Source organism: Pseudomonas sp. N-1-13 (assembly GCF_057787095.1).
On the sequence record NZ_JBYNRI010000001.1, the window covers coordinates 1,534,463 to 1,561,312 of the forward strand.

Below are 26,850 nucleotides of genomic sequence, written 5' to 3' on the forward strand. Positions count from 1 at the left end.
TGCGGTGAACGCCAAGCCCGCGAACGACACGAAACCAATGTGGGGGCTGCTGCGGATACAGGGCCATCAAAACGTCTGCCCCAGATTCAGATACACCGCCCGCTCATCATCATCGTTAAACCCATAGCTGAAATTCAGTGGCCCCAACGGCGTATCAAACCCCAGGAAAATACTGGCGGCATTGATGTAGCCGCTGTCGAACTCATTGTCGTTGTTCCACGCCCGGCCGCGTTCCAGGGAGCCGCCGATGTACAGCGGGAAATCCAGCGGCAGGTAGGCTCGCGGTGTGAGCCTTCGGTAATACACAGCGCGCATCAGGCTTATGTTCTGCCCGGAGATGCCGTCTTGGCGAAAGCCCGACAGTTGCCGCGCACCACCGAGTACAAAGCTTGAAGTCACCACTTCAGCGGTGTCCAGGGTACGCCCGTAACGCCCACCGAGGATGAAGGTGTCCGGGCCGTGGCTCAGCGCCTTGTCCAGATTGAGTTCCCATTGGCGGTAACGCTGGTCGGAACCCAATCCCGGCTCATACTGGCGCCAGGTCAGGCCGATGTCTTCGCCTTCATGGGGGAAGTACACATTGTCGAAGGAGTCGAATGAATACTTCAGGTCGTAGAAGCCTTCATTGAAACTTTCGCTGGGCTGGTCGTGATCGCCAATGCGTACATCTGCCTCGCCCCAGGCTTGGCCGACACCGAAACGGATTTCGCCGCTGTTGCCAATCTGCCGGCCCAGGTTCAGGCCAAAGCCATAACGTTCGACGCGGTACTGGGCCACCGGGTCGTTGTCCAGGATGGACTCGACGTTGCGGGATTCGAATTGCCCGTAGGGTGCGATGAAGTAGCGCGAGCCGACATCCAGCGGCTGGTAGAACTCGCTGTACAGCTCCTGCTTGTCGCCAATCTGTGCCCGGGTCAGCCACTCGGCGCCCAGGCGATTGATGCCATTGACCCGATAGCTGGCGCCGAGGTTGAAAGCGCTGTCGCCGCGCATGTCGTCCGACAGGCTCAACCCCAGCCGCAGGTAATCGGTGCCGGTGCGTTTGCCCCGGGCACTGATGACCAGCGTATGGTCCGGGGCCTTGTGCACTACGCGGTATTGCACCTGCTCGAAGTAATCCAGCCCGTACAACGTGCCCATGTCGGTCTGCAAACGACCCAGGTCCAGCGGCTCGCCGACTTGCTGGCGAACGTAATAGCGAATCACGTCGTCACCGACTTTGGAGTCGTTCTCCACGCGAATGGCGGTGATGACCGGCGTGCGCTCGCTTGGGGTACGCGCCGCCATGAGCTCGGGGTCGGCCGGCTCCGTGGGGCGCAGGTGCGCCAGGCGGGCCTCGAGTATTTGGGTGGCACGGTAACCGGCGTCGATCATTTCCTGGGCGCGGCCGAAGTCTGTGGCGCCGAAGCTCGCCAGCGCCGGCTGGATCAGCACATCGTCTTCTCTGAGCGTTGCCAATTGTTCTTCTGAGTTGCGCCGGGTCATCAGGGTGGTCGACTGGTTCAGGACGTCGATCACGGTGACCAATTGCTTGCGGGTGCTCAGCGGGGTGCCGATGTCCACCACGATGGCCCTGTCCACGCCCATTTCCCGGGCCACATCCAGCGGGATGTTGTCGGTCATGCCGCCATCCACCAGCAACCGGCCGTCCAGTTCCACCGGCGCGAATACCGCCGGGATCGACATGCTGGCGCGGATGACCTTGGGCAGGTGGCCCTTGCGAAACACCACCTTCTCGCCACTGGCGATGTCGGTCGCCACGGCGCGGAAAGGGATTGGCAGTTTGTCGAAGTCCCGGGTGTCGCTGGCGTGGGCCAGCAGGCTTTCAAGCAGCAGGGCCAGGTTCTGCCCCTGGATAACGCCCAAGGGCAGGCCGAGGCTGCCGTCATCACGAAAGCTGAGTTTCTGTTTCACCAGAAAGTCCCGATCGTCCTGCTTGCGCCGGAACGGTACGTCCTTGCGCGGCGGAGCGTCGGACAGGGCCTGTTGCCAGTCGATGCCCAGGGCGAGTTTTTCCAACTCGTCGATTTTGTAACCTGAGGCATACAGTCCACCGATCACTGCGCCCATGCTGGTGCCCGCGATAGCGTCGATCTGGATGCCTTGCTCCTCCAGGGCCTTGAGCACCCCGATGTGGGCCAGGCCCCGGGCGGCGCCGCCGGACAGTACCAGGCCGATTTTCGGACGCGGCGCCTCGACGGCGGGCTCGTTGGCATGGCCGAGCAGGGGCAGCAGTAGCAGAAGCAGGCAAGGCAGCAGGCGGCGCATCGTCAATCTCGGGGCGGGCAATCAAAGGCAGGTATTATAGCGATGCCTTTGCCCCCAGGAGTTCACCCGCAATGACCGAGCACAAGCCGGAAGTCGTCATCACCTATTGCACCCAATGTCAGTGGCTGCTGCGCGCCGCCTGGCTGGCTCAGGAACTGCTCAGCACGTTTAGCGACGACTTGGGCAAGGTGTCGTTGGTGCCGGGCACCGGTGGGGTGTTTCATATCAGTTGCGACGGCACGCAGATCTGGGAACGCAAGGCCGATGGTGGTTTTCCCGAGGCCAAGGTTCTCAAGCAGCGGGTCCGCGACCGGATCGACCCGGAACGGGACCTGGGCCACAACGACCGGGTTCAGTGAGACGCGGCTTGGGCGCTTCACCCGGTTTCTTTGTGCCGCCACTGAGTTGGCTCGACATCACGATCGCGACGATGATCAGCGCGCCACCCAGCAGCATGCGCAACGTCGGGTTTTCATCGAATAGCAACCAGGCGATGGTGATGCCGTAGACCGGTTCCATGGCAAACACCACCGCCGCCGTGCGGGCCTTGATCACCGCCAGGCTGGCGACAAACAGGCTATGGGCCAGGCCGGTGCAGAACACCCCCAGCAGGGCGATCCACAGCCAGTCGACAGGGCGCACGTCAATCAGTTGCGGCGCTGCCATTGGCAACAGGCAAAAGCCGACCACCAGGTTTTGGCACAAAGCGGCCTGTACCGGCGGCACCCGTGTGGAACCGGCGCGGTTGACCAGAGAAAGCAGCGAGAACAGCAACCCCGAAAGCACGGCCCACAGCAGGCCGGTGGTGGCGCCGCTGGCCAGGTCGAAGTGCGGTGTGACCAGCACCAGGCCGATGCTTACCATTGCCACCAACAGGATTTCATTGGCACGGATCCGCTCGCGGAAAATCAATCCTTCGAGCAGCACCGTGAAGGCCGGGAAGCTGGTAAAGCCCAACGTGGCGATTGCCACACCGGCGACTTTGACCGATATGAAGAAGCTCACCCAGTGTCCGGCGAGCAATAGGCCGCCCAGCAGCAGGCGTCGAAGGTCCTGTGCGTGGAGCTTGTGCCAGCGGGTGCTGCTGGCGAAACGGGCAAAAAACGCCAGGGCCAGCACGGCGAATACGGCACGGCCGAACACGATGACCGCTGGCGAGGCGGCGGCGAGTTTGCCGAACACACCGGTCAGGCCAAACATGAGTGCGCCGATGTGCAGGGCGCCGAGGGCGGTACGGGGAGTCATTGCGATCCTTGTCCAACGGTTGAGCGTCTGGGTATTGAACCCGCTACCGGCCGTTCATGTCTGTCGCGATCCTCGCGTTTTTTAGCGCGAAGCTAGCGCTGGCGCCGCAGCTTGCCCGGTGAGGCGCCGAATTCGCGCAGCACTGCGGCGGCAAAGGCGCTTTGCGAGCTATAACCGACCCGGTGGGCGATTTCACCGATGGGCAGTTGCGAATCACGCAGCAGGTCCACCGCCTTGTGTAGACGGCGACTGCGGATGTAGTCCATCGGGGTTTGCCCGCATTCGGCGACGAAGCGTGCATGCAAGCGGGCACTGGAGAGCCCGGCGACCTGGGCCAGGTCCGCCACTTGCAGCGGATAGGCGGCGTACTGGTCAATGTGGGCGTTGAGCGCCGCATAGGGCAGGCGCCGGCCGCCGACGATGTCCTGGCCAGTGCCATTGAGGCTGGCCAGGAGCAGCACGGCCCCTTGTTGGGCGATCACCGGGTCGTCCACCGGGCTGCCCGCCAGCCAACTGACCAACTGGCTTTGCCCCGCATCCAGGGGCCTGCGCGCGGCATTGTCGAGCAATCGGCGGCTGGCGTCGGCGTGATCACCCAAGGCTTGCCCGATCCAGTCATCGCTCGTCACATCCAGCACCAGGCAACGGCTGCCACGGGGGCTGCCGCAGGCGTGATGGGCACCGGCGGGTATCACCACGAAACTCTGCTGCACGACCTGGCTGCCACAACCTTCGACCTCGAAATCCAACAGCCCGGACAACCCGAACACCAGTTGGGCGTGGTCGTGGCTGTGGACAATCAGGTCGTGGCTGTAATGGCGTAGCGTCAGGGTCGGTCTCATCGCGGTCTCCCGGGGCAGGCCGTCAGCATACACCGAGGCCACGCTGCTTCGCGCTGTCATGTAACGGACTTGTATTTGTCATGGGGTATTAACCGCAGGGAGGCACAGTGGCTAAAACGATCAGAGGGTTGCCCATGACCAGCGCCGAGCTCGCCAGACCCAGCCGCAAACAGCGTGTTCGCACCTTATGGATTTCCGATGTGCACCTGGGCACCCGGGACTGCCAGGCCGAGCATTTGTCGCAGTTTCTCAAGGGCTACCATACCGACAAGATCTACCTGGTGGGTGACATCATCGACGGCTGGAAGCTGCGCGGCGGCATGTACTGGCCACAGGCTCACACCAACGTCATTCGCCGCTTGCTGACCATGAGCAAGCGCGGCACCGAGGTGATCTACGTCACCGGTAACCATGACGAATTTCTGCGGCGATATTCGAAGCTGATCCTGGGCAATATCCAATTGGTGGACGAAGCGGTGCACGTCACCGCGGACGGCCGGCATTTGCTGGTGATCCATGGCGATCAGTTCGATGTCATCACCCGGTACCACCGTTGGCTGGCATTCCTTGGCGATTCGGCCTACGAGTTCACCCTGACCCTGAACCGCTGGCTCAACCATTGGCGGGCCCGTTATGGCTACGGTTACTGGTCGTTGTCGGCGTACCTCAAGCACAAGGTCAAGACGGCGGTCAGCTTCATCAGCGACTTCGAAGAAGCCATCGCCCATGAATGTGTGAAGCGTGAACTGCACGGTGTGGTGTGCGGACACATCCACCATGCCGAGATGCGCAGGGTGGGCGAGGTGGAGTATCTCAATTGTGGCGATTGGGTCGAGTCGTGCACGGCGCTGATCGAGCATTGGGACGGCTCGATCGAGTTGTATCGGTTGGCCGATGCCCAGGCGCGGGAGGCGTTGATCCGGGCTGAGTTGAAAGTCACCGAACCGGCGTGAGCCGATCTGACGCCATCGCGGGCAAGCCTTGCTCCCACAGGTATTCACAGCCTGCGAGAGCAAGCACCAGCTGTGGGAGCAGGCTTGCCCGCGATGGACCGCATAGCGATCCCAGCAATCAGTCAGGCTTGAGCCTGTTCAGCCATCGCCGCCTTGTAGATCGACTGCTTCGGTGCGGCAAACAGCCTTTCCAGCATTGGCTCGAAGAAACTCAACGGCAGGGTGTCGTACTCGGCATCGAACGCCGCGGCGTCGTATCGGGCGCAGAAATCAATGGTCGCCTGGTATTGGGGATGCGCTTTGAATTGCTCGCGCAGGTGCCGGTCCATGCCCAGGTGATGGAAGAAGTAATAGCCCTGGAATATCCCGTGTTTCTCCACCATCCACAGGTTTTCGGCGCTGACGAACGGCTTGAGGATGGCGGCGGCAATGTCCGGGTGGTTGTAGCTGCCCAAGGTGTCGCCGATGTCGTGAAGCAAGGCGCAGATCACATATTCCTCGTCCCGTCCGTCACGATAGGCGCGGGTGGCGGTTTGCAGGGAATGGGTCAGGCGATCCACCGGAAAACCGCCGAAGTCGCCGTCCAGCAACTTCAAATGGGTCAGGATTCGACCCGGTAATTGCCGGGCATAGGCGCTGAAGTCGGCAGCGATGATTGCCCAGTCTTCCTCAGTACCGTCCTTCATGTGGGTAAAGCGCGCGTGGGAGTTCATGGGCAGTCCTTTGAGAGTGGCTAGAACGCAACTTTGCCCCGCAGTATGTCGCGGTACATGACGAAATCGCCGAGCAGGCTGTAGAACGGGTGCTGGAACGTGGCGGGACGGTTCTTTTCAAAGAAGAAATGCCCGACCCAGGCAAAGCCGTAGCCGGCAATGGGCAAGACGATCAGCCACCAGCCGTTGCCGACGATCAGAGCCAGGGCAACAATCAGGATGACCAGAGAGGTGCCGATAAAGTGCAAGCGCCGGCAGGTGCTGTTGCTGTGTTCGCTGAGGTAATAGGGATAGAACTCAGCGAACGTATTGAAGCGTCTGGTGTTTTCCACGACTGCGGGCTCTGTGGTTATTGTTCTGTTGGTTCTGGGCGACCAACGGTTTGATTGAAGTCTAGAGCGATCACTTGCAACGACCAGTGACAATGGGCGCCACTTTAGTATCCTTCGCAAATCCAGCCGTACCCTGCGGCTCGTCATGCAAGTAAAACGTCATGAGCGAACGAACGACTTCTTCAAGCTGGGCGATGGGGATTGTCAAGGCACTGGAAATGGACGGCCTGGATTGTCGGATGCTGTTCAAACAGCTGGGGCTGGACTATGACGCGCTGGAAGATCCAGATGCACGTTTCCCCCAGGATTCGATGACCCGACTCTGGCAACGCGCCGTGGAGTTGTCGGGCAACCCGGCCATCGCTTTGAACATGGGTAAAGTGGTGCGCCCGGCGTCGTTTCACGTGGTCGGGTATGCCTTGATGTCCAGCCGCACGCTGGTCGAGGGTTTCCAGCGGCTCGTGCGTTATCAGCGGATCATCGCTGAAAGCGCCGACCTGAGCTTTCGTCAGATGGAGGGGGGCTACGGGTTGGTTCTGACAGTGCATGGCGACCATCTCCCGCCCACCCGCCAGAGTGCCGAGGCTTCCCTGGCCTGTGCACTGGCCATGTGCAACTGGTTGACCGGACGCACCTTGCACCCGATGAAGGTGCTGTTCCAGGGCGCCGAACCGGTTGATCTGGCGCCTTATCAACAGGCGTTTCCCGCGCCACTGATGTTCGGCGCACCTTACGACGCGTTGATCTTCGAACGTAGTGACATGGAAGCACCGTTACCCACCGCCAACGAGGCCATGGCGCAGCTCCACGACCGGTTTGCCGGTGAATACCTGGCGCGTTTTTCCGAAAGCCGCGTGACCCACCAGACCCGGCAAGTGTTGTGCCGGCTGCTGCCACGGGGCGAGCCTAAGCGTGACGTGGTGGCGCAGACGCTGCACCTGTCCCAGCGCACCTTGCAGCGACGCTTGCAGGAAGAGGGCACCACTTTCCAGAGCCTGCTCGATGACACCCGCCGCGAACTGGCCGAACAGTATCTGGCGCAGCCGGCCCTGACCCTGTTGGAAATCGCCTATCTGCTGGGCTTCGCCGACCCGAGCAATTTTTTCCGGGCCTTTCGACGCTGGTTCGACACGACGCCCGGCGAATACCGGGCGCGGTCAAACGGCCAGGCCGGTCAGTGACGCCAGAACGCCGGGATACACAGCACGAACACGGTGATGATCTCCAGTCGGCCCAGCAGCATGCCAGCCGACAGAATCCACTTGGCCGCATCCGGCAGCGGCGCAAAGTTGCCGGCCGGGCCGATGGTCTCTCCCAGTCCCGGGCCGACGCCGGACACGGTGCTGGCCGCGCCGGTCAGGGCGGTCATCCATTCCACGCCCAATAGCGAGAGCAGCAGGGCGATCACGCAGATGGTGATGGCGAAGAAGAACGAGAAGGTGAGAATCGAGCGTACGATTTCTTCGTCGAGGCGGTGGCCGTTGTATTTCTGCTTGATCACCGCGCGCGGGTGGATCAATTGCTTGAGGTTGGCCCTGAGCAGGATGTAGGCAACCTGGAAGCGGAAGATCTTGATCCCGCCGGCCGTCGAACCGGAACAGCCGCCGACGAAACCCAGGTAGAAGAACAACATCAGCGAGAAATTGCCCCACAGGCTGTAGTCTCCCAGCGCGAAGCCTGTGGTGGTGACGATCGACGTCACGTTCAACGCCACGTGCCGCAGGGCCTCCAGCCAGTGCAGGTCGGTTGTCGCCCAATACCAGGTGCCCAGTACCACCCAGGTCACCAGCAGCACCGCCAGCAGGCCTTGGACCTGTTGGTCCTTGATCAGCGCCCGGCGATTGCCCCGCAGTGTCGAGACGTACAAGGCAAACGGCAGGCTGCCGAGGATCATGATGACGATAGTGACCCAATGCACCGCCGGTTCGGTCCATTTGGCCAGGGATTTGTCCGACGTCGAGAACCCGCCGGTGGAGATCGCCGACATCGCATGGTTGATGGCATCGAACAGGCTCATCCCTGCCCACCACAGTGCGAGGGTGCCGAGAATGGTGATGCCCACATAGGACGCCACGATCAGCCGCGCCACCATGTGGGAGCGAGGCATGACTTTCTCCGAGCGGTCGGAGGATTCGGTCTGGAACAGCCGCATACCACCGATGCGCAACAGCGGCAGGATCGCCACCGCCATCGCAATGAAGCCGATCCCGCCGAGCCAGTGCAACAACGACCGCCACATCAGGATGCCGGGGGACATGTTATCCAGGCCGCTCAGGACCGTGGCGCCGGTGGCGGTGATCCCGGACATGCTTTCGAAGAACGAGTCGGTGTAGCTGATGTGCTGGGTCAGCAGGAAGGGCAACGCGGCAAAGATACACACCACCAGCCAACTGCTGACGGTCAGCAGGTACATGTCCCTGGGCCGCAGATGCACGTGCTCCGGGCGGCCGGGAAGGACCAGGGCCAGGCCGGCGACAAAAGTGATCATGCTCGACCAGAGGAACGACGGCAGGTCGTTGGTGCGCTCGAAGATCAGCAAGGTGGCCATGGGCACGACCATGAAGATCGCCAGGGTGATCAGGAAGATGCCGATGATGAAACCAATGATCCGTAGGGTCGGCAACGCCATGAAGTCCGCTCGGGCTGAAAGGGAAGGGCGTCATTCTACCCGCGACAAGCGGCATGTAAACCGGCACCCGGTGGCGCGTGAGGCCAGTGGCCTGCGCAATGGACTTCTGGTTGCGGAATTTGAGCTAACGAACTCGCCGTACAAGCCACTAGAATAGCTGGACATTTTTTCAGGAGGTGGCCGATGCAGGCTCTCGACGCTTTGCTCAACCGTGTTTCCGTCCCGCGCCTGGTGGACCCGGCGCCTACCGCCGAACAGCGCGAGGTCATGTTCGCCGCGGCGATGCGGGCTCCGGATCATGGCCAGTTGCGGCCATGGCGATTTCTGACGGTCGAAGGGCAGGCGCGTCATCGCATGGGCGAGCTCCTGGCCGAAGCGGCGCGGTTCAATGATCCGCTGGTAGCCGAAGCCGTCGTGGAGAAGGCGCTCAACGGCCCGCTGCGCGCACCGCTGGTCGTGGTGGTGATTGCACGGTTGCAGGACCATTTCAAAATCCCCAAGTCCGAACAAATGCTGGCGGCCGCCTGCGCAGCCCACGCAATCCTGTTGGCGGCTTACGCCCAAGGGGTGGGCGGAGTCTGGCGTACGGGTGAGCTGGCGTATTCACCTCATGTCGCCAAGGGGCTTGGTCTTGAGGACGGTGAAGAGGTGATCGGTTTTCTCTACCTGGGCACACCGCAGAAAGAAGCACGCACGGCGCCGAAGGAAGACGTCGGGCAGTTTGTCCGGGAGTGGACGGGCCCGCAGGTCTAGCGTCTGGCGCAGCTTCTGTGGTGAAAAGGACTTATCTGTGGTGAGGGGATAAATCCCCGTTGGGCTGCGTAGCAGCCCCAAAACCTTCGATACAAGGCAACCTGACTCTCCGAGGTGACGGATTTAAGGGCTGCTGCGCAGCCCAGCGGGGATAAATCCCCTCGCCACAAGGGGATGTGTTCAGCTATTCAAAGGCTGGTTACTTGCACACGTCAGCAATAGCCTCAGCCAGCAAATCCAGGCGCGTGGCGTCGATGCCTGCCACGTTGGCCCGGCCTGTGCCGACCATGTACACGCTGTGGCGTTCGCGCAGGAGCCTGACCTGTTCCGGCGTCAGGCCGGTGTAGGAAAACATTCCCCGTTGCACGCCGATATGGGCGAAGCGCTCACGCAACCCGTGGGGTTCGAGCGCTTCCAGCAGGCCGCTGCGCAACTGCGCAATGCGCAGGCGCATGGTCTGCACTTCGTCGGCCCACAGGCTTTTGAGGTCCGGGTTGCCCAGGATCGTCGCCACTACCGCCGCGCCATGATCCGGCGGCGTCGACCACAGGTTGCGAGCGATGTTCGCCAGTTGGCTGCGGATATCCACCAGTTTTTCGGCATCGCCAGCGCAGACGATCAGCGCACCGGTGCGGTCGCGGTACAGGCCGAAGTTCTTCGAACAGGAACTGGTGATCAGAACTTCAGGCAGTGCCTGGGCAAACAGCCGGACGGCCCAGGCGTCCTGCTCCAGCCCATCGCCGAAACCTTGATAAGCGAAGTCGATCAACGGCAGCAGGTTGCGGCTGCGCATCACTTCCAGCACCTGGCGCCATTGTTCCTGGGTCAAGTCGAAGCCGGTGGGGTTATGGCAGCAGGCATGCAGCAACACCACATCGCCCTTGGGTGCCTGGCTCAGGGTCGCCAGCATCGCTTCGAAATCCAGGCGATTGTCGGTGCCCACGTAGGGATAATGACTGGCCTTGACCCCGGCGGCGGCGAAGATGGTTTCGTGGATCGGCCAGGTCGGGTTGCTCAACCACACGCCGCGGCCCGGCAGGCATTGGGCAATGAAGTCGGCACTCAGGCGCAGGGCGCCGGTGCCGCCCGGCGTCTGGGTCGCACCGGCGCGTTTGTCCTTGATCAGCGTCGAGTCGGCGCCCAGCACCAGTTCATTGATCAACTGGCCGAACGCGGCGTCGCCATGACCGCCGATGTAGGTCTTGGTGCTCTGGCGGTCCACCAGGCGCTGCTCGGCCTGTTTGACTGCCGCAAGAATCGGCGTCAGGCCTTGGGCGTCTTTATAGACGCCCACGCCCAGGTCGAACTTGCCCGGATTGCTGTCCGCCGCGTAAGCCTCCATCAGGCCGAGGATCGGATCGCCGGGCACCCGGCCGATGGCATCGAAATGCATTACTTGCGGCCCTCGGCGGTCTTGGCCACGTCATCGGTGCGGGCGGCCATGATGAAGTCGTTGCGGTGCAAGCCCTTGATGGAGTGGCTCCACCAGGTCACGGTGACTTTGCCCCATTCGGTGAGCAGACCCGGGTGATGACCTTCGGCCTCGGAGATTTCCCCAACGGCGTTGGTGAAGGCCAGGGCGTGCTTGAAATTCTTGAACAGGAAGACTTTTTCCAGCTGCATCACGCCGTCGCGCACTTCGATGTTCCAGTCCGGGATCTGCTTGATCAGTACCGGCAGTTCTTCGTCGCTGACTTGTGGCGCGTCGGCGCGGCAGGCTTCGCAATGGGCTTGGTTCAGAGTGTTCATGGTGTGTTCCCGGATCGAATATTTGAAAAACGTCGATGCACTCACGCTAAAGCAAAGCCGCGTTGTGCAACAGACTCAATTGAGATTAAAAGACGCGGTTCACGCAGCTTTTGGCGGAAATTTCGGAGCGTGCAGGCCCAGTTCGCGACCACGCTTGACCATGCCCATGATGTCTTCGTGGGCCAGGTCGAACAGGCGCTTGAGCTCGGGGAGCACGAAATACACCGGCTGCAGGATGTCGATGCGATACGGCGTGCGCATGGCTTCCAGCGGATCGAAGGCTTGATGCTCCGGCTCGTCCGACAGGCAGTAAACAGTTTCCTTGGGCGAAGACAGGATGCCGCCACCGTAGATGCGTCGGCCTTGCGGGGTTTGCACCAGGCCGAACTCAATGGTCATCCAGTACAAGCGCGCCAGGTAGACGCGTTCTTCCTTGGAAGCCTGTAGGCCGAGTTTGCCGTAGGTGTGGGTAAATTCTGCAAACCAGGGGTTGGTCAGCAGCGGGCAGTGGCCAAATATCTCGTGGAAAATGTCCGGCTCTTGCAGGTAATCCAGTTCTTCGCGGGTACGAATAAACGTCGCGACGGGAAACTGCTTGCTGGCGAGCAATTCAAAAAAGGTCTGGAAGGGGATCAGCGCTGGTACCCGGGCCACTTGCCAGCCGGTGGTTTCACCCAACACCTTGTTGATTTCACCCAATTGCGGAATACGGTCGTGGGGCAGGCCCAGCTTGTCGATACCGTCCAGGTACTCCTGGCACGCACGGCCTTCGATGACTTTGAGCTGGCGGGTGATCAGCGTGTTCCACACCGCGTGTTCTTCGGCGGTGTAGTGAATAAAACCTTGCGCATCGGGCTCGCGGGCCACGTATTGCGTCTGCTTCATGCTGCTCTCCTGCTGATTTCCCTCTGGGGGACGGCTTGTTTGTTGTTATGTCCAGCGATGCATAAGAGATAACCCGAAGCAGGGATGTGTGCAGCAGGCAGGCAAGAGTGGGTATCGCGATAAAGGTGTGGTTTCGTAAAGTTTTCGTTACGGCTCCAGCTGTTCTTCGCTATTGTCGGGTTTTTCGACTGGGAAATGGCCTACAACTGTCACATAATCTTGACGTTTATTTGCGCTGCCACGCAGAAAAAAACTTGTGGCGAGGGAGCTTGCTCCCGCTGGGCTGCCAAGCAGCCCGCTCTCCCATGCTTGCATACACATCGATATCGGGCCTTTTCATGCGCATCAAAGTCCATTGCCAGAACCGCATCGGCATCCTGCGGGACATTCTCAACCTGCTGGTGGAGTACGGTATCAACGTCGCCCGCGGGGAAGTGGGCGGTGAGCACGGCAATGCGATTTATCTGCACTGCCCGAATCTGATCAACATCCAGTTTCAGGCGCTTCGCCCGAAGTTCGAAGGCATTGCCGGGGTCTTCGGCGTCAAACGGGTGGGGTTGATGCCCAGTGAACGTCGGCACATGGAACTCAACGCGCTACTCGGCGCCCTGGAGTTTCCGGTGCTGTCCATCGACATGGGCGGTTCCATCGTCGCCGCCAACCGGGCGGCGGCGCAGTTGCTCGGGGTGCGGGTGGATGAAGTGCCGGGGATCCCACTGTCCCGGTACGCCGAGGATTTTGACCTGCCGGAGCTGGTGCGCGCCAATCAGTCACGCATCAACGGCTTGCGGGTAAAGGTCAGGGGCGATGTGTTTCTGGCGGACATCGCGCCACTGCAATCGGAGCACGACGACAGCGAGGCCATGGCCGGTGCGGTGCTGACGTTGCATCGGGCGGACCGGGTGGGCGAGCGCATTTATAACGTGCGCAAGCAGGAATTGCGCGGCTTCGACAGCATTTTCCAGAGTTCGAAGGTGATGGCGGCGGTCGTCCGGGAAGCCCGGCGCATGGCGCCACTGGATGCGCCGCTGTTGATAGAAGGCGAAACCGGCACTGGCAAAGAGTTGCTGGCTCGCGCCTGTCACCTGGCGAGTCCGCGCGGGCAGTCACCGTTGATGGCACTCAACTGTGCGGGGTTGCCCGAGTCCATGGCCGAGACCGAACTGTTCGGCTACGGCCCGGGTGCTTTCGAGGGGGCCCGGGCCGAAGGCAAGCTCGGGTTGCTCGAGCTGACCGCCGGAGGCACGTTGTTCCTCGACGGGGTAGGGGAAATGAGCCCGCGCCTGCAAGTGAAATTGCTGCGCTTTTTGCAGGACGGTTGCTTCCGTCGTGTAGGCAGCGATGAAGAGGTGTACCTGGATGTCAGGGTGATCTGTGCGACCCAGGTGGATTTGTCCGAGCTCTGCGCCCGAGGGGAATTTCGTCAGGATCTGTACCACCGTTTGAACGTCCTTTCGCTGCACATCCCGCCTCTGCGCGAATGCCTCGATGGCTTGATGCCGCTGGTGGAGCATTTTCTTGACCAGGCCAGTCGGCAGATTGGCTGTGCGCTACCGAAACTGGCCCCGGCGGCGATGGACCGTCTCAGCCACTACCACTGGCCAGGCAACGTTCGGCAGCTGGAAAACGTGCTGTTCCAGGCTGTCTCCCTGTGTGATGGCGCAACGGTGAAAGCCGAGCATATCCGTCTGCCGGACTACGGCGTGCGTCAGCCCCTGGGGGACTTTTCCCTGGAGGGCGGGCTGGACGACATCGTCGGGCGATTCGAGAAAGCCGTGCTTGAGCGGCTGTATTCCGAACACCCCAGCAGCCGGCAACTGGGCAAGCGGCTGGGGGTTTCCCATACGACCATTGCCAATAAGTTGCGTGAGTATGAGGTGGGTAAGGCCGGCTCATAATAGTTGCTTACCTGTTGTGTTTGGTGGGACTTCTATCGCGAGCAGGTTCGCTCCCACAGGGTATCGAGTGTTCAAAATCCTGCGAGCACCCAAGATCCATGGTGGGAGCGAGCCTGCTCGCGATGACGGCAGTAGCCGTTGCCAGAAGGTCAAGCGTTGCCACCAAACGGCATGACACCGCCGGTTTTTCGTCTTCGATACATTTCCCCAAATCCCTTCAATAACCCTGAAGCCCTTTGTTTGTGCGGCTCGACGGCGCCAGAAAAAAGTTGGTCTGCAAATTGCTTAGTGCTCAGCAGTACAGCAGTGGACGGCAAACGTCCGGCATGCAGAGGAACGACAGTGGACAAGTACCTTTATGTGGCAATGACCGGCGCCAGCCAGAACGCACTGGCGCAGCGGGCCCATGCCAACAACCTGGCGAACATCTCCACCAACGGTTTTCAGAAAGACCTGGAGCAGGCTCGTTCGATGCCGGTGTTTGGCGACAGCTTTCCGGCGCGGGCATTTGCCATGTCCGAGCGTCCAGCCACTGACTTCACCCCTGGCGCGCTGGTGGAAACCGGCCGCGACCTCGACGTGGCAGTCAGCGGGCCGGGCTGGATGGCTGTGCAGAACCCTGAAGGCGGTGAAAGCTACGTGCGCACCGGCAGCCTCAACGTTGACGCCCTGGGCGTGCTGCGGGCCGGCAACGGTATGCCGGTGATGGGCAACGGTGGTCCGATCGCCGTGCCGCCAGAGCAGAAAATCGAAATCGGCCAGGACGGCACCATCAGTATCCGCGCCATGGGTGAAGGCCCGCGCGTGATGGCTGAAGTCGACCGCATCAAGCTGGTCAACCCGGATCTTCGCAACATGACCAAGGGCCTGGACGGCACCATCCGCACCAAGGACGGCCAGCCGGCTGTCATTGATGCCAACGTGCAACTGGTGTCGGGTTTCCAGGAAGCGAGCAACGTCAATGCCGTGGACGAGATGACTTCGGTGCTGGCCCTGGCCAAGCAGTTCGAGCTTCACGTCAAGATGATGAACACCGCCAAAGAAGGCGACGAAGCCATGGCTCGGGTCTTGCAGATCTAATCATTAATTACAGCGTCGCGCCGAAAAACAGGCGTACGAGGAGAATCGAATGCTTCCGGCTCTTTGGGTTGCCAAAACAGGTCTGTCCGCCCAGGACACCAACCTTTCTACTATTTCCAACAACCTGGCGAACGTGTCGACCACGGGTTTCAAGCGTGATCGCGCCGAGTTCCAGGACCTGCTGTACCAGGTCAAACGCCAGCCAGGCGCCCAATCGACCCAAGACAGCGAATTGCCGTCGGGCCTGCAAGTGGGTACCGGTGTGCGCATCGTCGGCACCCAGAAAAACTTCACCGCCGGTAGCCTGCAAACCACCGAGCAGCCGCTGGACATGGCCATCGACGGTCGCGGTTTCTTCCAGATCCTGCAGCCCGATGGCACCACGTCCTACACCCGTGACGGTACGTTCCACCTCGATTCCAATGGCCAGATCGTCAACGCCAGCGGTTTCGCCCTGGAACCGGCGATCATCATCCCGAACGACGCCCAAACGTTCACCGTGGGCCGCGACGGCACCGTGTCCATCACTGTGGCGGGCAACCCTGCTTCGCAGGTGATCGGCAACCTGCAGACTGCCGACTTCATCAACCCGGCCGGCCTGCAAGCGGTGGGTAACAACCTGTTCCTGGAAACCGCGGCCAGCGGCGCGCCACAAGTCGGCACGCCAGGCCTGAACGGCTTCGGTACCACGCTGCAGAACACCCTGGAAACGTCCAACGTGAGCACCGTGGAGGAGATGGTCAACATGATCACCACCCAGCGCGCCTACGAGATGAACTCCAAGGTGATCTCCACCGCCGACCAGATGCTCTCGTTCGTTACGCAGAATCTGTAATCACGTCTATAGGGCGGCCTGAGGCCACCTGCAACACCAAGAGGTAGGGTCATGAATCGCTTCGTATCTGTTCTGGCACTGAGTGGAGTTACTGCGCTCGCGGGCTGTGTCGCGCCAACGCCCAAGGCCAATGACCCGTACTACGCTCCGGTGTTGCCGCGCACGCCGTTGCCGGCCGCTGCCAACAACGGTTCGATCTACCAGGCTGGCTTCGAGCAGAACCTGTATAGCGACCGTAAGGCTTTCCGGGTTGGGGACATCATCACCATCACCCTGAACGAACGGACCCAGGCCAGCAAGAACGCCAACTCGCAGATCGACAAGACCAGCGAGACCAGCGTTGGCCTGACGTCGTTGTTCGGCTCCAGCCTGACCACCAACAATCCCATCGGTGGCGGGGACCTGAGCCTCAACGCCGGTTATGGCTCCGACCGGGCCACCAAGGGCGACAGCAAGTCCGGACAGAGCAACAGCCTGACCGGCTCGATCACCGTGACCGTCGCCGATGTGTTGCCCAATGGCATCATCGTTGTGCGGGGCGAGAAGTGGCTGACCCTCAACACCGGTGACGAGCTGGTGCGCATCGCCGGCATGGTTCGCGCCGATGATATCGCTACCGACAACACCGTCTCGTCGACCCGTGTAGCCGATGCACGTATTACCTACTCGGGCACCGGTGCTTTTGCCGATGCGAGTCAGCCAGGCTGGTTCGACCGTTTCTTCCTCAGCCCGAAGTTCCCTTTCTAGGTGGCCCAGTTGAATCTTAAGCGGTTGAATCTCAAGCAGCTGTTGATGGGGGCACTGCTGATGTCGGCGGCCTTCACCGCTCAAGCCGAGCGTCTGAAGGACATCGCCAGCATTTCCGGCGTGCGCTCCAACCAGTTGATCGGCTATGGCCTGGTCGTGGGTCTCAATGGCACGGGCGACCAGACCACCCAGACCCCGTTCACCCTGCAAACCTTCAACAACATGTTGTCGCAGTTCGGCATCAAGGTGCCGGCGGGTTCGGGCAACGTGCAGTTGAAGAACGTGGCGGCGGTGTCGGTCAGTGCCGACCTGCCGGCGTTCGCCAAGCCCGGGCAGCAGGTGGATATCACTGTTTCGTCCATCGGTAACTCCAAGAGCCTGCGCGGCGGCACCCTGTTGTTGACGCCGCTCAAGGGTATCGACGGCAACGTCTACGCCGTCGCCCAGGGCAACCTGGTGGTGGGTGGCTTTGACGCCGAAGGCCGTGACGGTTCCAAGATCACCGTCAACGTTCCGTCGGCTGGCCGCATTCCTGGTGGTGCGTCGGTGGAACGTGCGGTGCCGAGCGGTTTCAACCAGGGCAACAGCCTGACTCTGAACCTCAACCGTTACGACTTCACGACCGCCAAGCGCATCGTTGACAAGATCAATGACATGCTCGGCCCTGGCGTGGCACAGGCCATCGACGGCGGCTCGGTGCGCGTCACCGCGCCTCTGGATCCGAGTCAGCGGGTCGACTATTTGTCGATCCTGGAGAACCTCGAAGTCGATCCGGGCCAGGCGGTTGCGAAAGTCATCATCAACTCGCGCACCGGCACCATTGTGATCGGCCAGAACGTCAAGGTTTCACCCGCCGCGGTGACCCACGGCAGCCTGACCGTGACCATTACCGAAGACCCGATCGTCAGCCAGCCTGGACCCTTGTCCAACGGCCAGACCGCCGTGGTGCCCCGTTCGCGGGTCAATGCCGAGCAGGAAGCCAAGCCGATGTTCAAGTTCGGACCGGGCACTACCCTGGATGAAATTGTCCGGGCGGTGAACCAGGTCGGCGCGGCGCCGGGCGACTTGATGGCGATTCTCGAAGCCTTGAAGCAGGCCGGCGCGTTGCAAGCCGACCTGATCGTGATTTAAGGAACGAGCCATGGATATGCGCAAGGGCGCTTTGATCAGCGGGGATTCGGGTTCCTACTCGGACCTCAATCGCCTGAACCAGCTCAAGGTCGGCGACAAGAACAGTGACGGCAACCTGCGCAAAGTGGCGCAGGAATTCGAGTCGCTGTTCATCGGTGAAATGCTCAAGTCCATGCGTGCGGCGACCGAGTCGATGGGCAAGGACAATCCGCTCAATACCGCTGAAGCCAAGCAGTACCAGGAAATGTACGACCAGCAGTTGGCCGTTTCCATGTCTCGCGAGGGCGGTGGTATCGGCCTGGCCGACGTGCTGCTGCGCCAGATGTCCAAGAACAAACCCCTGGTGTCAGGCGAGGCGGCAACGCTGTCGGCCGGCAAGCAGGAGCAAGCGTTGGACGAGGCCGTCAAGGCCCCGGTGCCGACGCCCATTGCCGCCGGCACGTTGCCCGACGGGCCATTGTCGCGCTCCAACGGCCAGCGTCCGCTGTGGGCTTCGCGGGCCGTGAGTGCGCCGCAAGGGGTGGGCGAGGGCGTTCACCGCAACGACATGGAATTGCTCAACCAGCGCCGCCTGGCCTTGCCGCCCAAACTGGCCGATCGGCTGCTTGCCGGGTTGGTGCCTTCGGCTGCCGTCGCGCCTGACGTCAAGGCGCAGAATATTTTGCCGGATCGTGCCATCACCGCCGTCAAGCCTGCCACCGGCGAACTGGCCAATGGCGACTGGCTGGCCGCGCTCAAGGCGTCAGAGCCGAGCGAGTCCATGCAGGTGTACGGGCGTGCCGTGGCGCAGCCACCCCTGGCGCCAGCCCGCAAGGCCTTCCGCGATGCTGACGAGTTCGTCGATGCCATGCTGCCAATGGCCAAGGAAGCCGCGGACCGTATCGGCGTGGACCCTCGTTACCTGGTGGCCCAGGCGGCCCTGGAAACCGGCTGGGGCAAGTCGGTCATGCGTCAGCCTGATGGCAGCAGCAGCCACAACCTGTTCGGTATCAAGGCCAGCAAGAACTGGACGGGCGATTCGGCGCGGGCGATCACCAGCGAATTCCGCAATGGCGAGATGGTCAAGGAGACGGCCCAGTTCCGTTCCTACGCTTCGTATCGCGACAGCTTCCATGACCTGGTCAATCTGCTGCAAAGCAACAGTCGCTATCAAGATGTGCTGAAGTCGGCCGATAACCCGGAACAGTTTGTGCGTGAGTTGCAGAAGGCCGGTTACGCCACCGACCCGAACTACGCCAGCAAGATTTCGAATATAGCCCGGCAGATGACCAGTTACCAAAACTACGCTTCGGCTGGCGCCACTACGACTTTATAAGGTCTGAACCATGAGTTTGCTCAACATCGGGATGTCGGGTCTGTCCGCAAGTCAGACCTCATTGGTGACCACGGGTAATAACATTGCCAACGTTGATACCGCCGGTTATTCGCGTCAGCAGACCGTGCAGACCACCAAGGCGTCCAATCAATACGGCAACGTCTTCATCGGCTCCGGCACCACCCTGGCCGATGTGCGCCGGGTCTATAACGCCTACCTTGAAGCGCAGTTGAAGACCACGACCTCGCTCAACAGCGATGCGGCCGCGTATCAAGGGCAGATCACCCCGCTCGATGCCTTGCTGTCGGACAGCGGCACGGGCCTCAATGGCGCGCTGACCAAGTTCTTCGCCTCGGTGCAGAACGTCAACGCCAAGCCGGGCGATGATGCGTCCCGTCAGTTGCTGCTCAGCGATGCGCAAGCCTTGAGCAATCGTTTCAATTCGGTCGCCAGCCAATTGACGGAGCAGAATCAGAACATCAACGGCAACCTGTCGAGCATGGTCGATCAGGTCAACAAACTGGCTACCACCGTCGCTCAGTTGAACAAGAAAATCGCCGAAGTCTCCAACTCCGGCGGTGCTCCCAACGACCTGCTCGACGCCCGCAACCAGACCATTCTCCAGCTCTCGGCCTTCACCGGCACTCAGATCGTGGAGAACGGCAGCAGCCTGGACATCTACTTGGGTTCCGGCCAGCCGTTGGTGATGGGCAATACGGTCAACACCCTGGAAACCGTGCCGGACAAGAACGATCCGGGCCGCCTGGGGATCCAGCTCAATAGCGGTTCCAGTGTCATGGACCTCACCCAGGTACTTACCGGCGGCGAGATCGGCGGCCTGATGCGCTATCGCAGCACTGTGCTTGACCCGGCCATGAATGAACTGGGCCGCGTGGCCCTGGTGGTCGCCGACCAGATGAACGCGATCCAGGCCTCGGGCATCGACAAGAACGGCGCCTTCGGTTCCAACCTGTTCACCAACATCAACAGTGCCGCGCAGATGAGTCAGCGCAGTATTGCCGCGTTGAACAATAGCGCCGGTTCCGGCAACTTCAACGTGGCCATCGAAGACACCGGCGCGCTGACCACCAATGATTACAAGGTGAAGTTCACCAGCGCCACCGACTACACGGTCCAGCGCCTGCCTGACGGCACTTCGATGGGTTCGTTCAATACCGCGACGACGCCGCCGCCGGTGATCGACGGCTTTTCGATGACCTTCGCCAATGGCACCGCTGCCGTTGGCGATTCGTTCAAGATCACCCCGACCCGCAACGCGGCGACCAGTATCAAGACCGAGATGACCGACTCCAAGCGGTTGGCGATTGCCGCGCCGCTGGGCGCAGCCATCGTGCCGGGCGGCAGCGGTACGCTGACCATTCCGGCCAGCGGCCAGCCGACCATGACGTCGCAGTTGGACATCTACGACGAAGCCACCACCACCATCATCCAGAACGGCATCAAGACCTCGATGCCAGTCAAGGTGGTCTTCGGCGCGACGTCCGCCGACGGTACCAGCCAGGCTTACCAGTTGCTCGATGCCACGGGTGTCGAGATCAGCAATGGCACGATCAAGCCCGGCCAGAGCAATACCTTGAGCCTGAGCGTTCCACTCAAGGATGCCAGCGGCAACCCGATCATGGATTCCTCGGCACCTCCGGTGCAGCGTACCGTCACCTTCGACATGTCGATTGCTGGCGCGCCGTCCAACGGTGCCGCGATCGATGTGAGCGTCAGCCAGGCCGGCAGCCTGGATAACCGTAACGGCACTGTCCTGGCCGGTTTGCAGACTGCCAAGACCGTGGACACCGGTTCCGCCAGCAAGGGCATTTCGTTGAACGATGCCTACGGCAAGCTGGTGGAGGGCGTAGGTTCCAAGGCCGCCCAGGGCAAGCTCGACAGCGCAGCCACCGGCGCGATCCTGGATAACGCCAAGGGCGCTCGCGATTCGCTGTCGGGCGTGGACCTGGACGAAGAAACCGGCAACCTGGTCAAGTATCAGCAGTACTACACCGCATCTTCGCAGATCATCAAGGCTGCGCAGGAAATCTTCAGCACATTGATCAACAGTCTTTAAGGAGTCGTAGCCCATGCGAATTTCTACCGCCCAGTTTTACGAATCCACGGCTGCGAACTATCAGAAAAACTTCGCCAATGTGGTCAAGACCAGCGAAGAGGCCAGCAGCCTGGTGCGCGTCAATACCGCTGCCGATGACCCGGTAGGGGCTTCACGTCTGCTGCAACTGGGCACACAGGCCTCGATGCTGGCTCAGTACGAAACCAACGCCAACACCATCAAGGCGACGCTGGGCACCACTGAAGCGGTGATGACCAGCATTGGCAACGTGCTGCAGCGCGCCAAGGAATTGGCCGTCGGTGCCGGCAACGCTGGCTACACCGACGCCGACCGCCAGGCCAACGCCTCGGAGCTGGCGCAGATCGAAGAGCAGTTGCTCAGCCTGATGAACAGCAAGGACGAAAACGGCAAGTACATTTTTGCCGGTTCCAAGGGCGACACCATCCCGTTCACCCGCAACAACGATGGCAGCTACAGTTACAACGGTGACCAGGTGACCCTCGACCTGCCTGTCGGCGATACCATGTCGATGGCCACCAACAGCACCGGCTGGGAAGTGTTCCAGCAGGCCGTCAACACCAGCCGCAGCCAGGTCACCATGACCGCGCCGGCGGTGGACGATGGTCGCGTGGTGCTGTCCAACGGTCAGGTCTCGTCCAGTGTCAGCTACAACAGCAAATTCCGCAGCGGCGAACCCTATACCGTTGAATTCACCAGCGGCACGCAGCTGAGAATCACCGACTCCGGCGGCAACGACGTCACCGCCGAAGCCAGCCAGGGCGGCGCTTTTGATCCCAGCAGCAAAAAAGGTCAGGCGGTGCAGTTCCGTGGTCTGGAACTGACCCTGAACATCAATCTGCAAACCGGTGATGATGCCAATACCGTGTTGCCGGGCCATACCTTCACCCTGGCCGCCAAGCCGGACACCTTTGCCGCGACCCGCAGCCCGGGCAACCCGACCACCGTCCAGGTCACGGGCAGCGAGATCACCGACCCGGTGGCGTATCACGCCAGTTTCCCTACCGGTTCGGCCGTATTGAAGTTCACCAGCGCCACCGACTTCGACCTGTACGCCGCGCCGTTGACCGCCAACAGCCAGCCGGTGTCCAGCGGCACCCTGGCCGGCAACGTGGCCACCGCCTCGGGCGTGAGCTTCACCCTGGACGGTACGCCCGGTGCGGACGATCAGTTCAGCATCGCGGTCAATACTCACGAGACCCAGAACATTCTGGACACCGTGAACCAACTGAAAACCGCGTTGAGCACGCCAACCAACAACGATCCGATTGCGCTGCAAAAGCTGCAGGCTTCGCTGGCCTCCGGTATTGGCAACCTGGCCAGCGGCACCGATCAGTTGTCCAGCGCCTTGAGTTCGGTAGGTGGGCGTGGTCAGGCTCTGGAAACCCAAAGCGACACGAACCAGAGCCTGTTGTTGGCCAATAGCCAGACCCAATCGTCGATCCGCGATTCCGATCCGGCCGAAGTGATGACCCGCTTGACGTTGCAACAGACCATGCTGCAAGCCTCGCAACTGGCTTTCAGCAAGATCACCCAACTGGGCCTGTTCAACAAGATCTGAGCCGGTATCGACCGAGCCGCCAACCGTCTTTTTTAAGCGGTTCCGGGGCTCCGGCCTGAAAAGGTCGGGGCCCGCCGCTCGAGAGTTTTCGCCGTGAAACCATTGCCCCTCGTCAGTATTGTCATTCCTGCGTACAACCCCCGGTTCTTCGATCAGGCACTGCTCAGTGCCCTGGCCCAGACTTACGAGCAGATCGAAATCGTTGTTTGCGACGATTCGCCTGGCGATGAAATTCGCCGGATAGTCGATTCCTTCACTGAGCCGTCCCATCCGATCCGCTATCTGCGAAATCCGCAGCGACTGGGGCTTCAGGGCAACCTGTTGCGTTGTGTCGAAGAGGCCAGGGGCGAGTTCATCAAAGTGCTGTGCGACGATGATCGGCTGTTTGCGCCGAGCATTGCGATGCAGGCCCAGGCGTTGATGGATCATGCTGACGTCAGCGTTGTGTTCGCGCTTCGGTTGTTGTGTGACGCCGGTAACTTCATCTTGCCGCCTCGTGTGGACAATTGCCGCTTCTCGCCGAACGATGCTCTGCTCAAGGGCGATGACATGCTGGCGATTTTCGAGAGCACGCTGACCAACTTTGTTGGCAATTTCAGTTCGACGCTGATGCGCCGCGCCGATGTGCTGGAATTGCTGCCGGCGCTCCTTCAGGACGGTGCCGGTTTTGTCGCTTTGCTCGACTTTGCTTTGTTCGTCTGCCTGATGCGTCGTGGCAACTTGATTGCCTTGAATACCGTGTTGAGTGTCGAGCGGCTGTACCCGGAGCGTTTGAGCAAGACTCCGGAAATGCTCAAGGCCGCGAAGGCAGAAGGGGGGTGGCTGGCGCAGATGCTTGTTGCGCGCAGCGGCGAAGCGGCTCCGGCCTCGGGTTGGGTGCGCTGCATCGATTTGAACAAAATCACTGACCAGCCTCATGCCTGGCAGGAACTCTGCGTAACCCGCGTGCTGGGCAACCGCAATACCGTCGTCAATGGTCGGGTAGGGGCGCAAAGTGAGAGCTACGCCGACTTTTACCGCGAATGGCTGAGCGTCCGCCAGTTCAGCGAGGTTGAGCGGCGTGTCATGCCCGCGCGCATCGATAGCTGGCCGTTTCAGCCGAACATCGTGCCTGTGATCATCGACGCCCTCGGTGATGCGACGTCGCTTGCGGCGACGTTGCGTAGCATCAAGGGCCAGCTGTATCGCGCCCAGGCCGTGGTGGTGCTTTCCGATGCGCATTGCGAGGTCGACGAGCGAGTGCTGCAGTTGCCTTATCAGGCCGATTGGCCGCGTCAGCTCAATGCCATCGTTCCACAGCTGGAAGGCGCGCACTGGTTTTACCTGCTGCGAGCGGGCGACGTCTTGCGCGATTCGGCATTGCTGATCCTGGCCGAGCGCGTGGCCGGGAGGCAGGGCATTCTTTGCGTCTACAGTGATGAAGGTGCGTTGGTGGACGGGGAGTCCTTCGAGCCGGTATTCAAGCCGGACTTCAATCTGGACCTGATGCGCGCCTATCCCTATGTCGGTCGGACCCTGGCTTTCGAGCGTGAGCGGTTCATGACCGCGGGCGGCTTCGAGCCGACCCAGGGCGAACTGGCGCCCCACGATCTGCTCTGGCGCCTGGTGGAAGAGGCCGGCCCTCAGACCATCGAACACATTCCGGAAATCCAAGTCGAGTCGGCCCTGAGCTTCGCCCAATGGTTGTCGCTGCCCGAGGTCATCGAAGGCAATGCCCGGTTGGTTGGCGCGCATCTGGATCGTATCGGCATCGAACACAAGATCTCACCGGATACGATGCCGTTGATCAATCGCATCAACTATCGACACGGTGCACGTCCGCTGGTGTCGATTATCGTGCGTACCGGCGACTCGCTTGCGGCGTTGCAACACTGCACCGAAAGCCTGATCGAGCGTACTGCCTATACCCATTATGAAATCCTGATCGTGGACAGCGGCGTTCAGGATCCGGCTATGCTCGACTGGCTGGCGAGCATGGCGCAGTTGGGGGCGAGCATGCTGCGGGTACTGCGTCATGTCGGCGAGGCCAATGACGCCGCTGTGCGTAATTTTGCCGCCAGCCAAGCCAGTGGTGAATACTTGCTGCTGCTCAGTGCGCACACGATCGTCCGCGATAATGATTGGCTGGATGAGATGATCAATCATGCCCAGCGACCTGAGGTCGCGGTGGTAGGTGCCAGGATCCTCAGCCCTCAAGGCGCCCTTGTTGGCGGCGGGCAGATTCTCGGGTTGGCCGGGCCGGTGGGGACGCCGTTTTACGGTGAGCCAGCGGCTTCCCGGGGCTATATGCAACGTTTGCACACCACCCAGAACTGGAGTTCGGTCAGCAGCGACTGCCTGATGGTGCGCAAGCAGGTTTTCGATGAGCTCGGCTACCTGGACGAAGCGTCCTTTACCCTCGGTCTCAGCGATGCCGACCTGTGCTTGCGCGCTGGCCAGCACGGCTATCTGGTGGTTTGGACGCCTTACGCCACCGTGATGAAAATCGACCCTCAATCGAGCGTTGTCCGGCCGGACGAAACCACGTTGATGGAGCGCGAACACGAAATCTTCTCTCGTAGATGGTTGCCGCAGATTGCCCGGGATCCTGCCTACAATCCTGCGCTGAGCCTGGGGGCATCAAGCTTCAGCCTGGAGCCTTCGCTGCGCAACAACTGGAATCCGTTCTGCACCCGTGCGTTGCCATTGGTGCTTGGCTTGCCGGTCAACGCCACCGCGGTCGGCCATTATCGTGTCACGGCTCCGTTGGCCGAACTGGAGGCTGCGGGACGGGTGATTGCCCGAGTCGCCTACGAATCGCCTTCGACCGTTGAAGTCGAGCGCTTGTCGCCGGATACGATCGTCTTGCAGGGGCGCTACAGTGAAGGTGCCGCCGGCGATATCCTGAGGATGAAGAAGTATTCCAATGCCCTGCGGATCTTCGAGCTTGACGATTACGTCGTCAATGCGCCCAAGAAAAACACTCATGCGCGCAACAAGCCGGTCAATATCGAGCAGATGCTGCGCGAAGGGATCGGATTGTGTGATCGCGTGGTGGTGACGACGCCGTCGCTCGCTGATGCGTTGTCCAGCATGCACCATGAGATCCGTATCGTGCCCAACATGCTGCCGCCCAAGCCATGGAGTCGGTTGACCAGTCGCCGCGGTACGTCCTCCAAGCCCCGAGTGGGTTGGGGAGGTGGGACAAGTCACAGCGGCGACCTGGAGATCATTGCGGACGTGGTTCGCGAACTGGCAGGCGAGGTGGAGTGGGTCTTCTTTGGTATGTGTCCGGATGCGCTGCGGCCGTACATCCATGAATTCCACCGGTCGGTTGCCTTGAGCACTTATCCTTCCAAATTGGCCAGCCTGAACCTGGACCTGGCCTTGGCCCCGCTGGAATTCCATATCTTCAATGACTGCAAGAGCAACCTGCGCTTGCTGGAATACGGCGCCTGCGGCTATCCGGTTATCTGCACCGACACCAAGGCCTACGACGGCTTCCTGCCGTGTACCAAGGTGCGCAGCAACAGTACCGAGGAATGGATCGCGGCAATCCGCATGCACCTGGCCGACCCTGACGCCAGCTACCGCATGGGCGATGAACTGCGCGAAGCGGTGCTTCGTGATTTCATGCTCAGCGGCGACAACTTGCAGCATTGGTTGTGGGGCTGGTTGCCGGACTGAGCATGAGCTGTTTGGGCCGGAAGGCCTGTGGCGAGGGGATAAAATTCCCTCGCCACTAAGATCAGTATTCAACCCTGTTTTGATTCAAATCCCCTCCGGCGAGCTGGCGCGTTTCCTGCAAGCCCCCCTCATATCGCCATAAAACGAGCGCTT

20 protein-coding genes and 2 pseudogenes are annotated in these 26,850 nt (G+C 61.1%); 13 read left to right on the plus strand and 9 right to left on the minus strand.

The window, feature by feature from the left end:
* Positions 1 to 66: 66 nt before the first annotated feature.
* On the minus strand, positions 67 to 2,268 hold the full coding sequence (locus tag AC3I65_RS07055; protein WP_107322114.1) for a patatin-like phospholipase family protein: 2,202 nt from the start codon (positions 2,266 to 2,268) through the stop codon (positions 67 to 69).
* A 71-nt stretch (positions 2,269 to 2,339) separates the two neighbouring features.
* On the opposite strand from AC3I65_RS07055, the gene AC3I65_RS07060 reads away from it, so the two are divergent.
* A complete protein-coding gene (locus tag AC3I65_RS07060) occupies positions 2,340 to 2,627 on the plus strand; it encodes an Rdx family protein (RefSeq protein ID WP_047226205.1) in 288 nt (95 codons plus the stop codon).
* Here AC3I65_RS07060 and AC3I65_RS07065 read toward each other — a convergent pair.
* A pseudogene (locus AC3I65_RS07065) lies at positions 2,621 to 3,513 on the minus strand (DMT family transporter). The gene AC3I65_RS07060 and the pseudogene AC3I65_RS07065 sit on opposite strands and share 7 nt — an antisense overlap.
* A gap of 92 nt (positions 3,514 to 3,605) precedes the next feature.
* Positions 3,606 to 4,355, minus strand: a complete 750-nt coding sequence (locus AC3I65_RS07070; RefSeq protein WP_488523583.1) for a helix-turn-helix transcriptional regulator — start codon at positions 4,353 to 4,355, stop codon at positions 3,606 to 3,608.
* A 134-nt stretch (positions 4,356 to 4,489) separates the two neighbouring features.
* On the opposite strand from AC3I65_RS07070, the gene AC3I65_RS07075 reads away from it, so the two are divergent.
* A complete protein-coding gene (locus AC3I65_RS07075) occupies positions 4,490 to 5,308 on the plus strand; it encodes a UDP-2,3-diacylglucosamine diphosphatase (protein WP_047226208.1) in 819 nt (272 codons plus the stop codon).
* Positions 5,309 to 5,430: 122 nt separating this feature from the next.
* Here AC3I65_RS07075 and AC3I65_RS07080 read toward each other — a convergent pair whose 3' ends face one another.
* A complete protein-coding gene (locus AC3I65_RS07080; protein WP_107322116.1) occupies positions 5,431 to 6,021 on the minus strand; it encodes an HD domain-containing protein in 591 nt (196 codons plus the stop codon).
* Positions 6,022 to 6,041: 20 nt separating this feature from the next.
* Positions 6,042 to 6,353: an Mpo1-like protein gene (locus AC3I65_RS07085; RefSeq protein ID WP_488523584.1), complete on the minus strand. Its 312-nt coding sequence runs from the start codon at positions 6,351 to 6,353 to the stop codon at positions 6,042 to 6,044.
* A 161-nt stretch (positions 6,354 to 6,514) separates the two neighbouring features.
* On the opposite strand from AC3I65_RS07085, the pseudogene AC3I65_RS07090 reads away from it, so the two are divergent.
* Positions 6,515 to 7,571: pseudogene (locus AC3I65_RS07090) on the plus strand (AraC family transcriptional regulator).
* Here AC3I65_RS07090 and AC3I65_RS07095 read toward each other — a convergent pair.
* Positions 7,528 to 8,982 (minus strand): TrkH family potassium uptake protein, encoded by a 1,455-nt coding sequence (locus AC3I65_RS07095; protein ID WP_488523585.1) that lies wholly within the window; start codon positions 8,980 to 8,982, stop codon positions 7,528 to 7,530. The pseudogene AC3I65_RS07090 and the gene AC3I65_RS07095 overlap by 44 nt on opposite strands.
* A gap of 183 nt (positions 8,983 to 9,165) precedes the next feature.
* On the opposite strand from AC3I65_RS07095, the gene AC3I65_RS07100 reads away from it, so the two are divergent.
* Positions 9,166 to 9,735: an NAD(P)H nitroreductase gene (locus AC3I65_RS07100; protein WP_076385862.1), complete on the plus strand. Its 570-nt coding sequence runs from the start codon at positions 9,166 to 9,168 to the stop codon at positions 9,733 to 9,735.
* 199 nt (positions 9,736 to 9,934) lie between these two features.
* Here AC3I65_RS07100 and AC3I65_RS07105 read toward each other — a convergent pair whose 3' ends face one another.
* The 3 genes from AC3I65_RS07105 to phhA all read right to left on the minus strand — a co-directional run bounded on the left by AC3I65_RS07105 (position 9,935) and on the right by phhA (position 12,369).
* On the minus strand, positions 9,935 to 11,128 hold the full coding sequence (locus tag AC3I65_RS07105; protein ID WP_419417378.1) for an amino acid aminotransferase: 1,194 nt from the start codon (positions 11,126 to 11,128) through the stop codon (positions 9,935 to 9,937).
* The gene (locus AC3I65_RS07110; RefSeq protein ID WP_003184087.1) at positions 11,128 to 11,484 is read right to left on the minus strand and encodes a 4a-hydroxytetrahydrobiopterin dehydratase; all 357 of its coding nucleotides are present in this window, start codon (positions 11,482 to 11,484) and stop codon (positions 11,128 to 11,130) included. Before AC3I65_RS07110 ends, AC3I65_RS07105 begins: the two co-directional genes overlap by 1 nt.
* A gap of 99 nt (positions 11,485 to 11,583) precedes the next feature.
* Positions 11,584 to 12,369, minus strand: coding sequence for a phenylalanine 4-monooxygenase (gene phhA / locus AC3I65_RS07115; protein WP_047226214.1), 786 nt, complete (start codon positions 12,367 to 12,369; stop codon positions 11,584 to 11,586).
* A 338-nt stretch (positions 12,370 to 12,707) separates the two neighbouring features.
* On the opposite strand from phhA, the gene AC3I65_RS07120 reads away from it, so the two are divergent.
* The 9 genes from AC3I65_RS07120 to AC3I65_RS07160 all read left to right on the plus strand — a co-directional run bounded on the left by AC3I65_RS07120 (position 12,708) and on the right by AC3I65_RS07160 (position 26,697).
* Positions 12,708 to 14,267 carry a sigma-54-dependent transcriptional regulator gene (locus tag AC3I65_RS07120; RefSeq protein ID WP_076385858.1) on the plus strand — a complete coding sequence of 520 codons (1,560 nt, stop codon included), beginning with the start codon at positions 12,708 to 12,710 and terminating at the stop codon, positions 14,265 to 14,267.
* A gap of 342 nt (positions 14,268 to 14,609) precedes the next feature.
* Positions 14,610 to 15,347, plus strand: a complete 738-nt coding sequence (locus tag AC3I65_RS07125; RefSeq protein ID WP_047226216.1) for a flagellar basal body rod protein FlgF — start codon at positions 14,610 to 14,612, stop codon at positions 15,345 to 15,347.
* A 49-nt stretch (positions 15,348 to 15,396) separates the two neighbouring features.
* Complete coding sequence (gene flgG / locus AC3I65_RS07130) at positions 15,397 to 16,182, plus strand: flagellar basal-body rod protein FlgG (protein WP_047226217.1); 786 nt, start codon at positions 15,397 to 15,399, stop codon at positions 16,180 to 16,182.
* Between the two features lie 51 nt (positions 16,183 to 16,233).
* Positions 16,234 to 16,929 carry a flagellar basal body L-ring protein FlgH gene (gene flgH / locus AC3I65_RS07135; protein WP_047226218.1) on the plus strand — a complete coding sequence of 232 codons (696 nt, stop codon included), beginning with the start codon at positions 16,234 to 16,236 and terminating at the stop codon, positions 16,927 to 16,929.
* Between the two features lie 45 nt (positions 16,930 to 16,974).
* Positions 16,975 to 18,060: a flagellar basal body P-ring protein FlgI gene (locus AC3I65_RS07140; RefSeq protein WP_160892017.1), complete on the plus strand. Its 1,086-nt coding sequence runs from the start codon at positions 16,975 to 16,977 to the stop codon at positions 18,058 to 18,060.
* A 10-nt stretch (positions 18,061 to 18,070) separates the two neighbouring features.
* Positions 18,071 to 19,375 carry a flagellar assembly peptidoglycan hydrolase FlgJ gene (gene flgJ / locus AC3I65_RS07145; protein WP_076385856.1) on the plus strand — a complete coding sequence of 435 codons (1,305 nt, stop codon included), beginning with the start codon at positions 18,071 to 18,073 and terminating at the stop codon, positions 19,373 to 19,375.
* A 10-nt stretch (positions 19,376 to 19,385) separates the two neighbouring features.
* Positions 19,386 to 21,452: a flagellar hook-associated protein FlgK gene (flgK, locus tag AC3I65_RS07150; protein WP_488523586.1), complete on the plus strand. Its 2,067-nt coding sequence runs from the start codon at positions 19,386 to 19,388 to the stop codon at positions 21,450 to 21,452.
* 13 nt (positions 21,453 to 21,465) lie between these two features.
* Complete coding sequence (locus AC3I65_RS07155) at positions 21,466 to 23,031, plus strand: flagellar hook-associated protein 3 (RefSeq protein WP_047226221.1); 1,566 nt, start codon at positions 21,466 to 21,468, stop codon at positions 23,029 to 23,031.
* A 93-nt stretch (positions 23,032 to 23,124) separates the two neighbouring features.
* Positions 23,125 to 26,697, plus strand: coding sequence for a glycosyltransferase (locus AC3I65_RS07160; RefSeq protein WP_076385854.1), 3,573 nt, complete (start codon positions 23,125 to 23,127; stop codon positions 26,695 to 26,697).
* Positions 26,698 to 26,850: the final 153 nt, after the last annotated feature.

Coding starts and splice junctions, on each gene's coding strand:
- AC3I65_RS07055 (WP_107322114.1), bottom strand. CDS start 2,268: ATGCGCCGCCTGCTGCCTTGCCTGCTTCTGCTACTGCTGCCCCTGCTC.
- AC3I65_RS07060 (WP_047226205.1), top strand. CDS start 2,340: ATGACCGAGCACAAGCCGGAAGTCGTCATCACCTATTGCACCCAATGT.
- AC3I65_RS07070 (WP_488523583.1), bottom strand. CDS start 4,355: ATGAGACCGACCCTGACGCTACGCCATTACAGCCACGACCTGATTGTC.
- AC3I65_RS07075 (WP_047226208.1), top strand. CDS start 4,490: ATGACCAGCGCCGAGCTCGCCAGACCCAGCCGCAAACAGCGTGTTCGC.
- AC3I65_RS07080 (WP_107322116.1), bottom strand. CDS start 6,021: ATGAACTCCCACGCGCGCTTTACCCACATGAAGGACGGTACTGAGGAA.
- AC3I65_RS07095 (WP_488523585.1), bottom strand. CDS start 8,982: ATGGCGTTGCCGACCCTACGGATCATTGGTTTCATCATCGGCATCTTC.
- AC3I65_RS07100 (WP_076385862.1), top strand. CDS start 9,166: ATGCAGGCTCTCGACGCTTTGCTCAACCGTGTTTCCGTCCCGCGCCTG.
- AC3I65_RS07105 (WP_419417378.1), bottom strand. CDS start 11,128: ATGCATTTCGATGCCATCGGCCGGGTGCCCGGCGATCCGATCCTCGGC.
- AC3I65_RS07110 (WP_003184087.1), bottom strand. CDS start 11,484: ATGAACACTCTGAACCAAGCCCATTGCGAAGCCTGCCGCGCCGACGCG.
- phhA (WP_047226214.1), bottom strand. CDS start 12,369: ATGAAGCAGACGCAATACGTGGCCCGCGAGCCCGATGCGCAAGGTTTT.
- AC3I65_RS07120 (WP_076385858.1), top strand. CDS start 12,708: ATGCGCATCAAAGTCCATTGCCAGAACCGCATCGGCATCCTGCGGGAC.
- flgG (WP_047226217.1), top strand. CDS start 15,397: ATGCTTCCGGCTCTTTGGGTTGCCAAAACAGGTCTGTCCGCCCAGGAC.
- flgH (WP_047226218.1), top strand. CDS start 16,234: ATGAATCGCTTCGTATCTGTTCTGGCACTGAGTGGAGTTACTGCGCTC.
- AC3I65_RS07140 (WP_160892017.1), top strand. CDS start 16,975: ATGGGGGCACTGCTGATGTCGGCGGCCTTCACCGCTCAAGCCGAGCGT.
- flgJ (WP_076385856.1), top strand. CDS start 18,071: ATGGATATGCGCAAGGGCGCTTTGATCAGCGGGGATTCGGGTTCCTAC.
- flgK (WP_488523586.1), top strand. CDS start 19,386: ATGAGTTTGCTCAACATCGGGATGTCGGGTCTGTCCGCAAGTCAGACC.
- AC3I65_RS07155 (WP_047226221.1), top strand. CDS start 21,466: ATGCGAATTTCTACCGCCCAGTTTTACGAATCCACGGCTGCGAACTAT.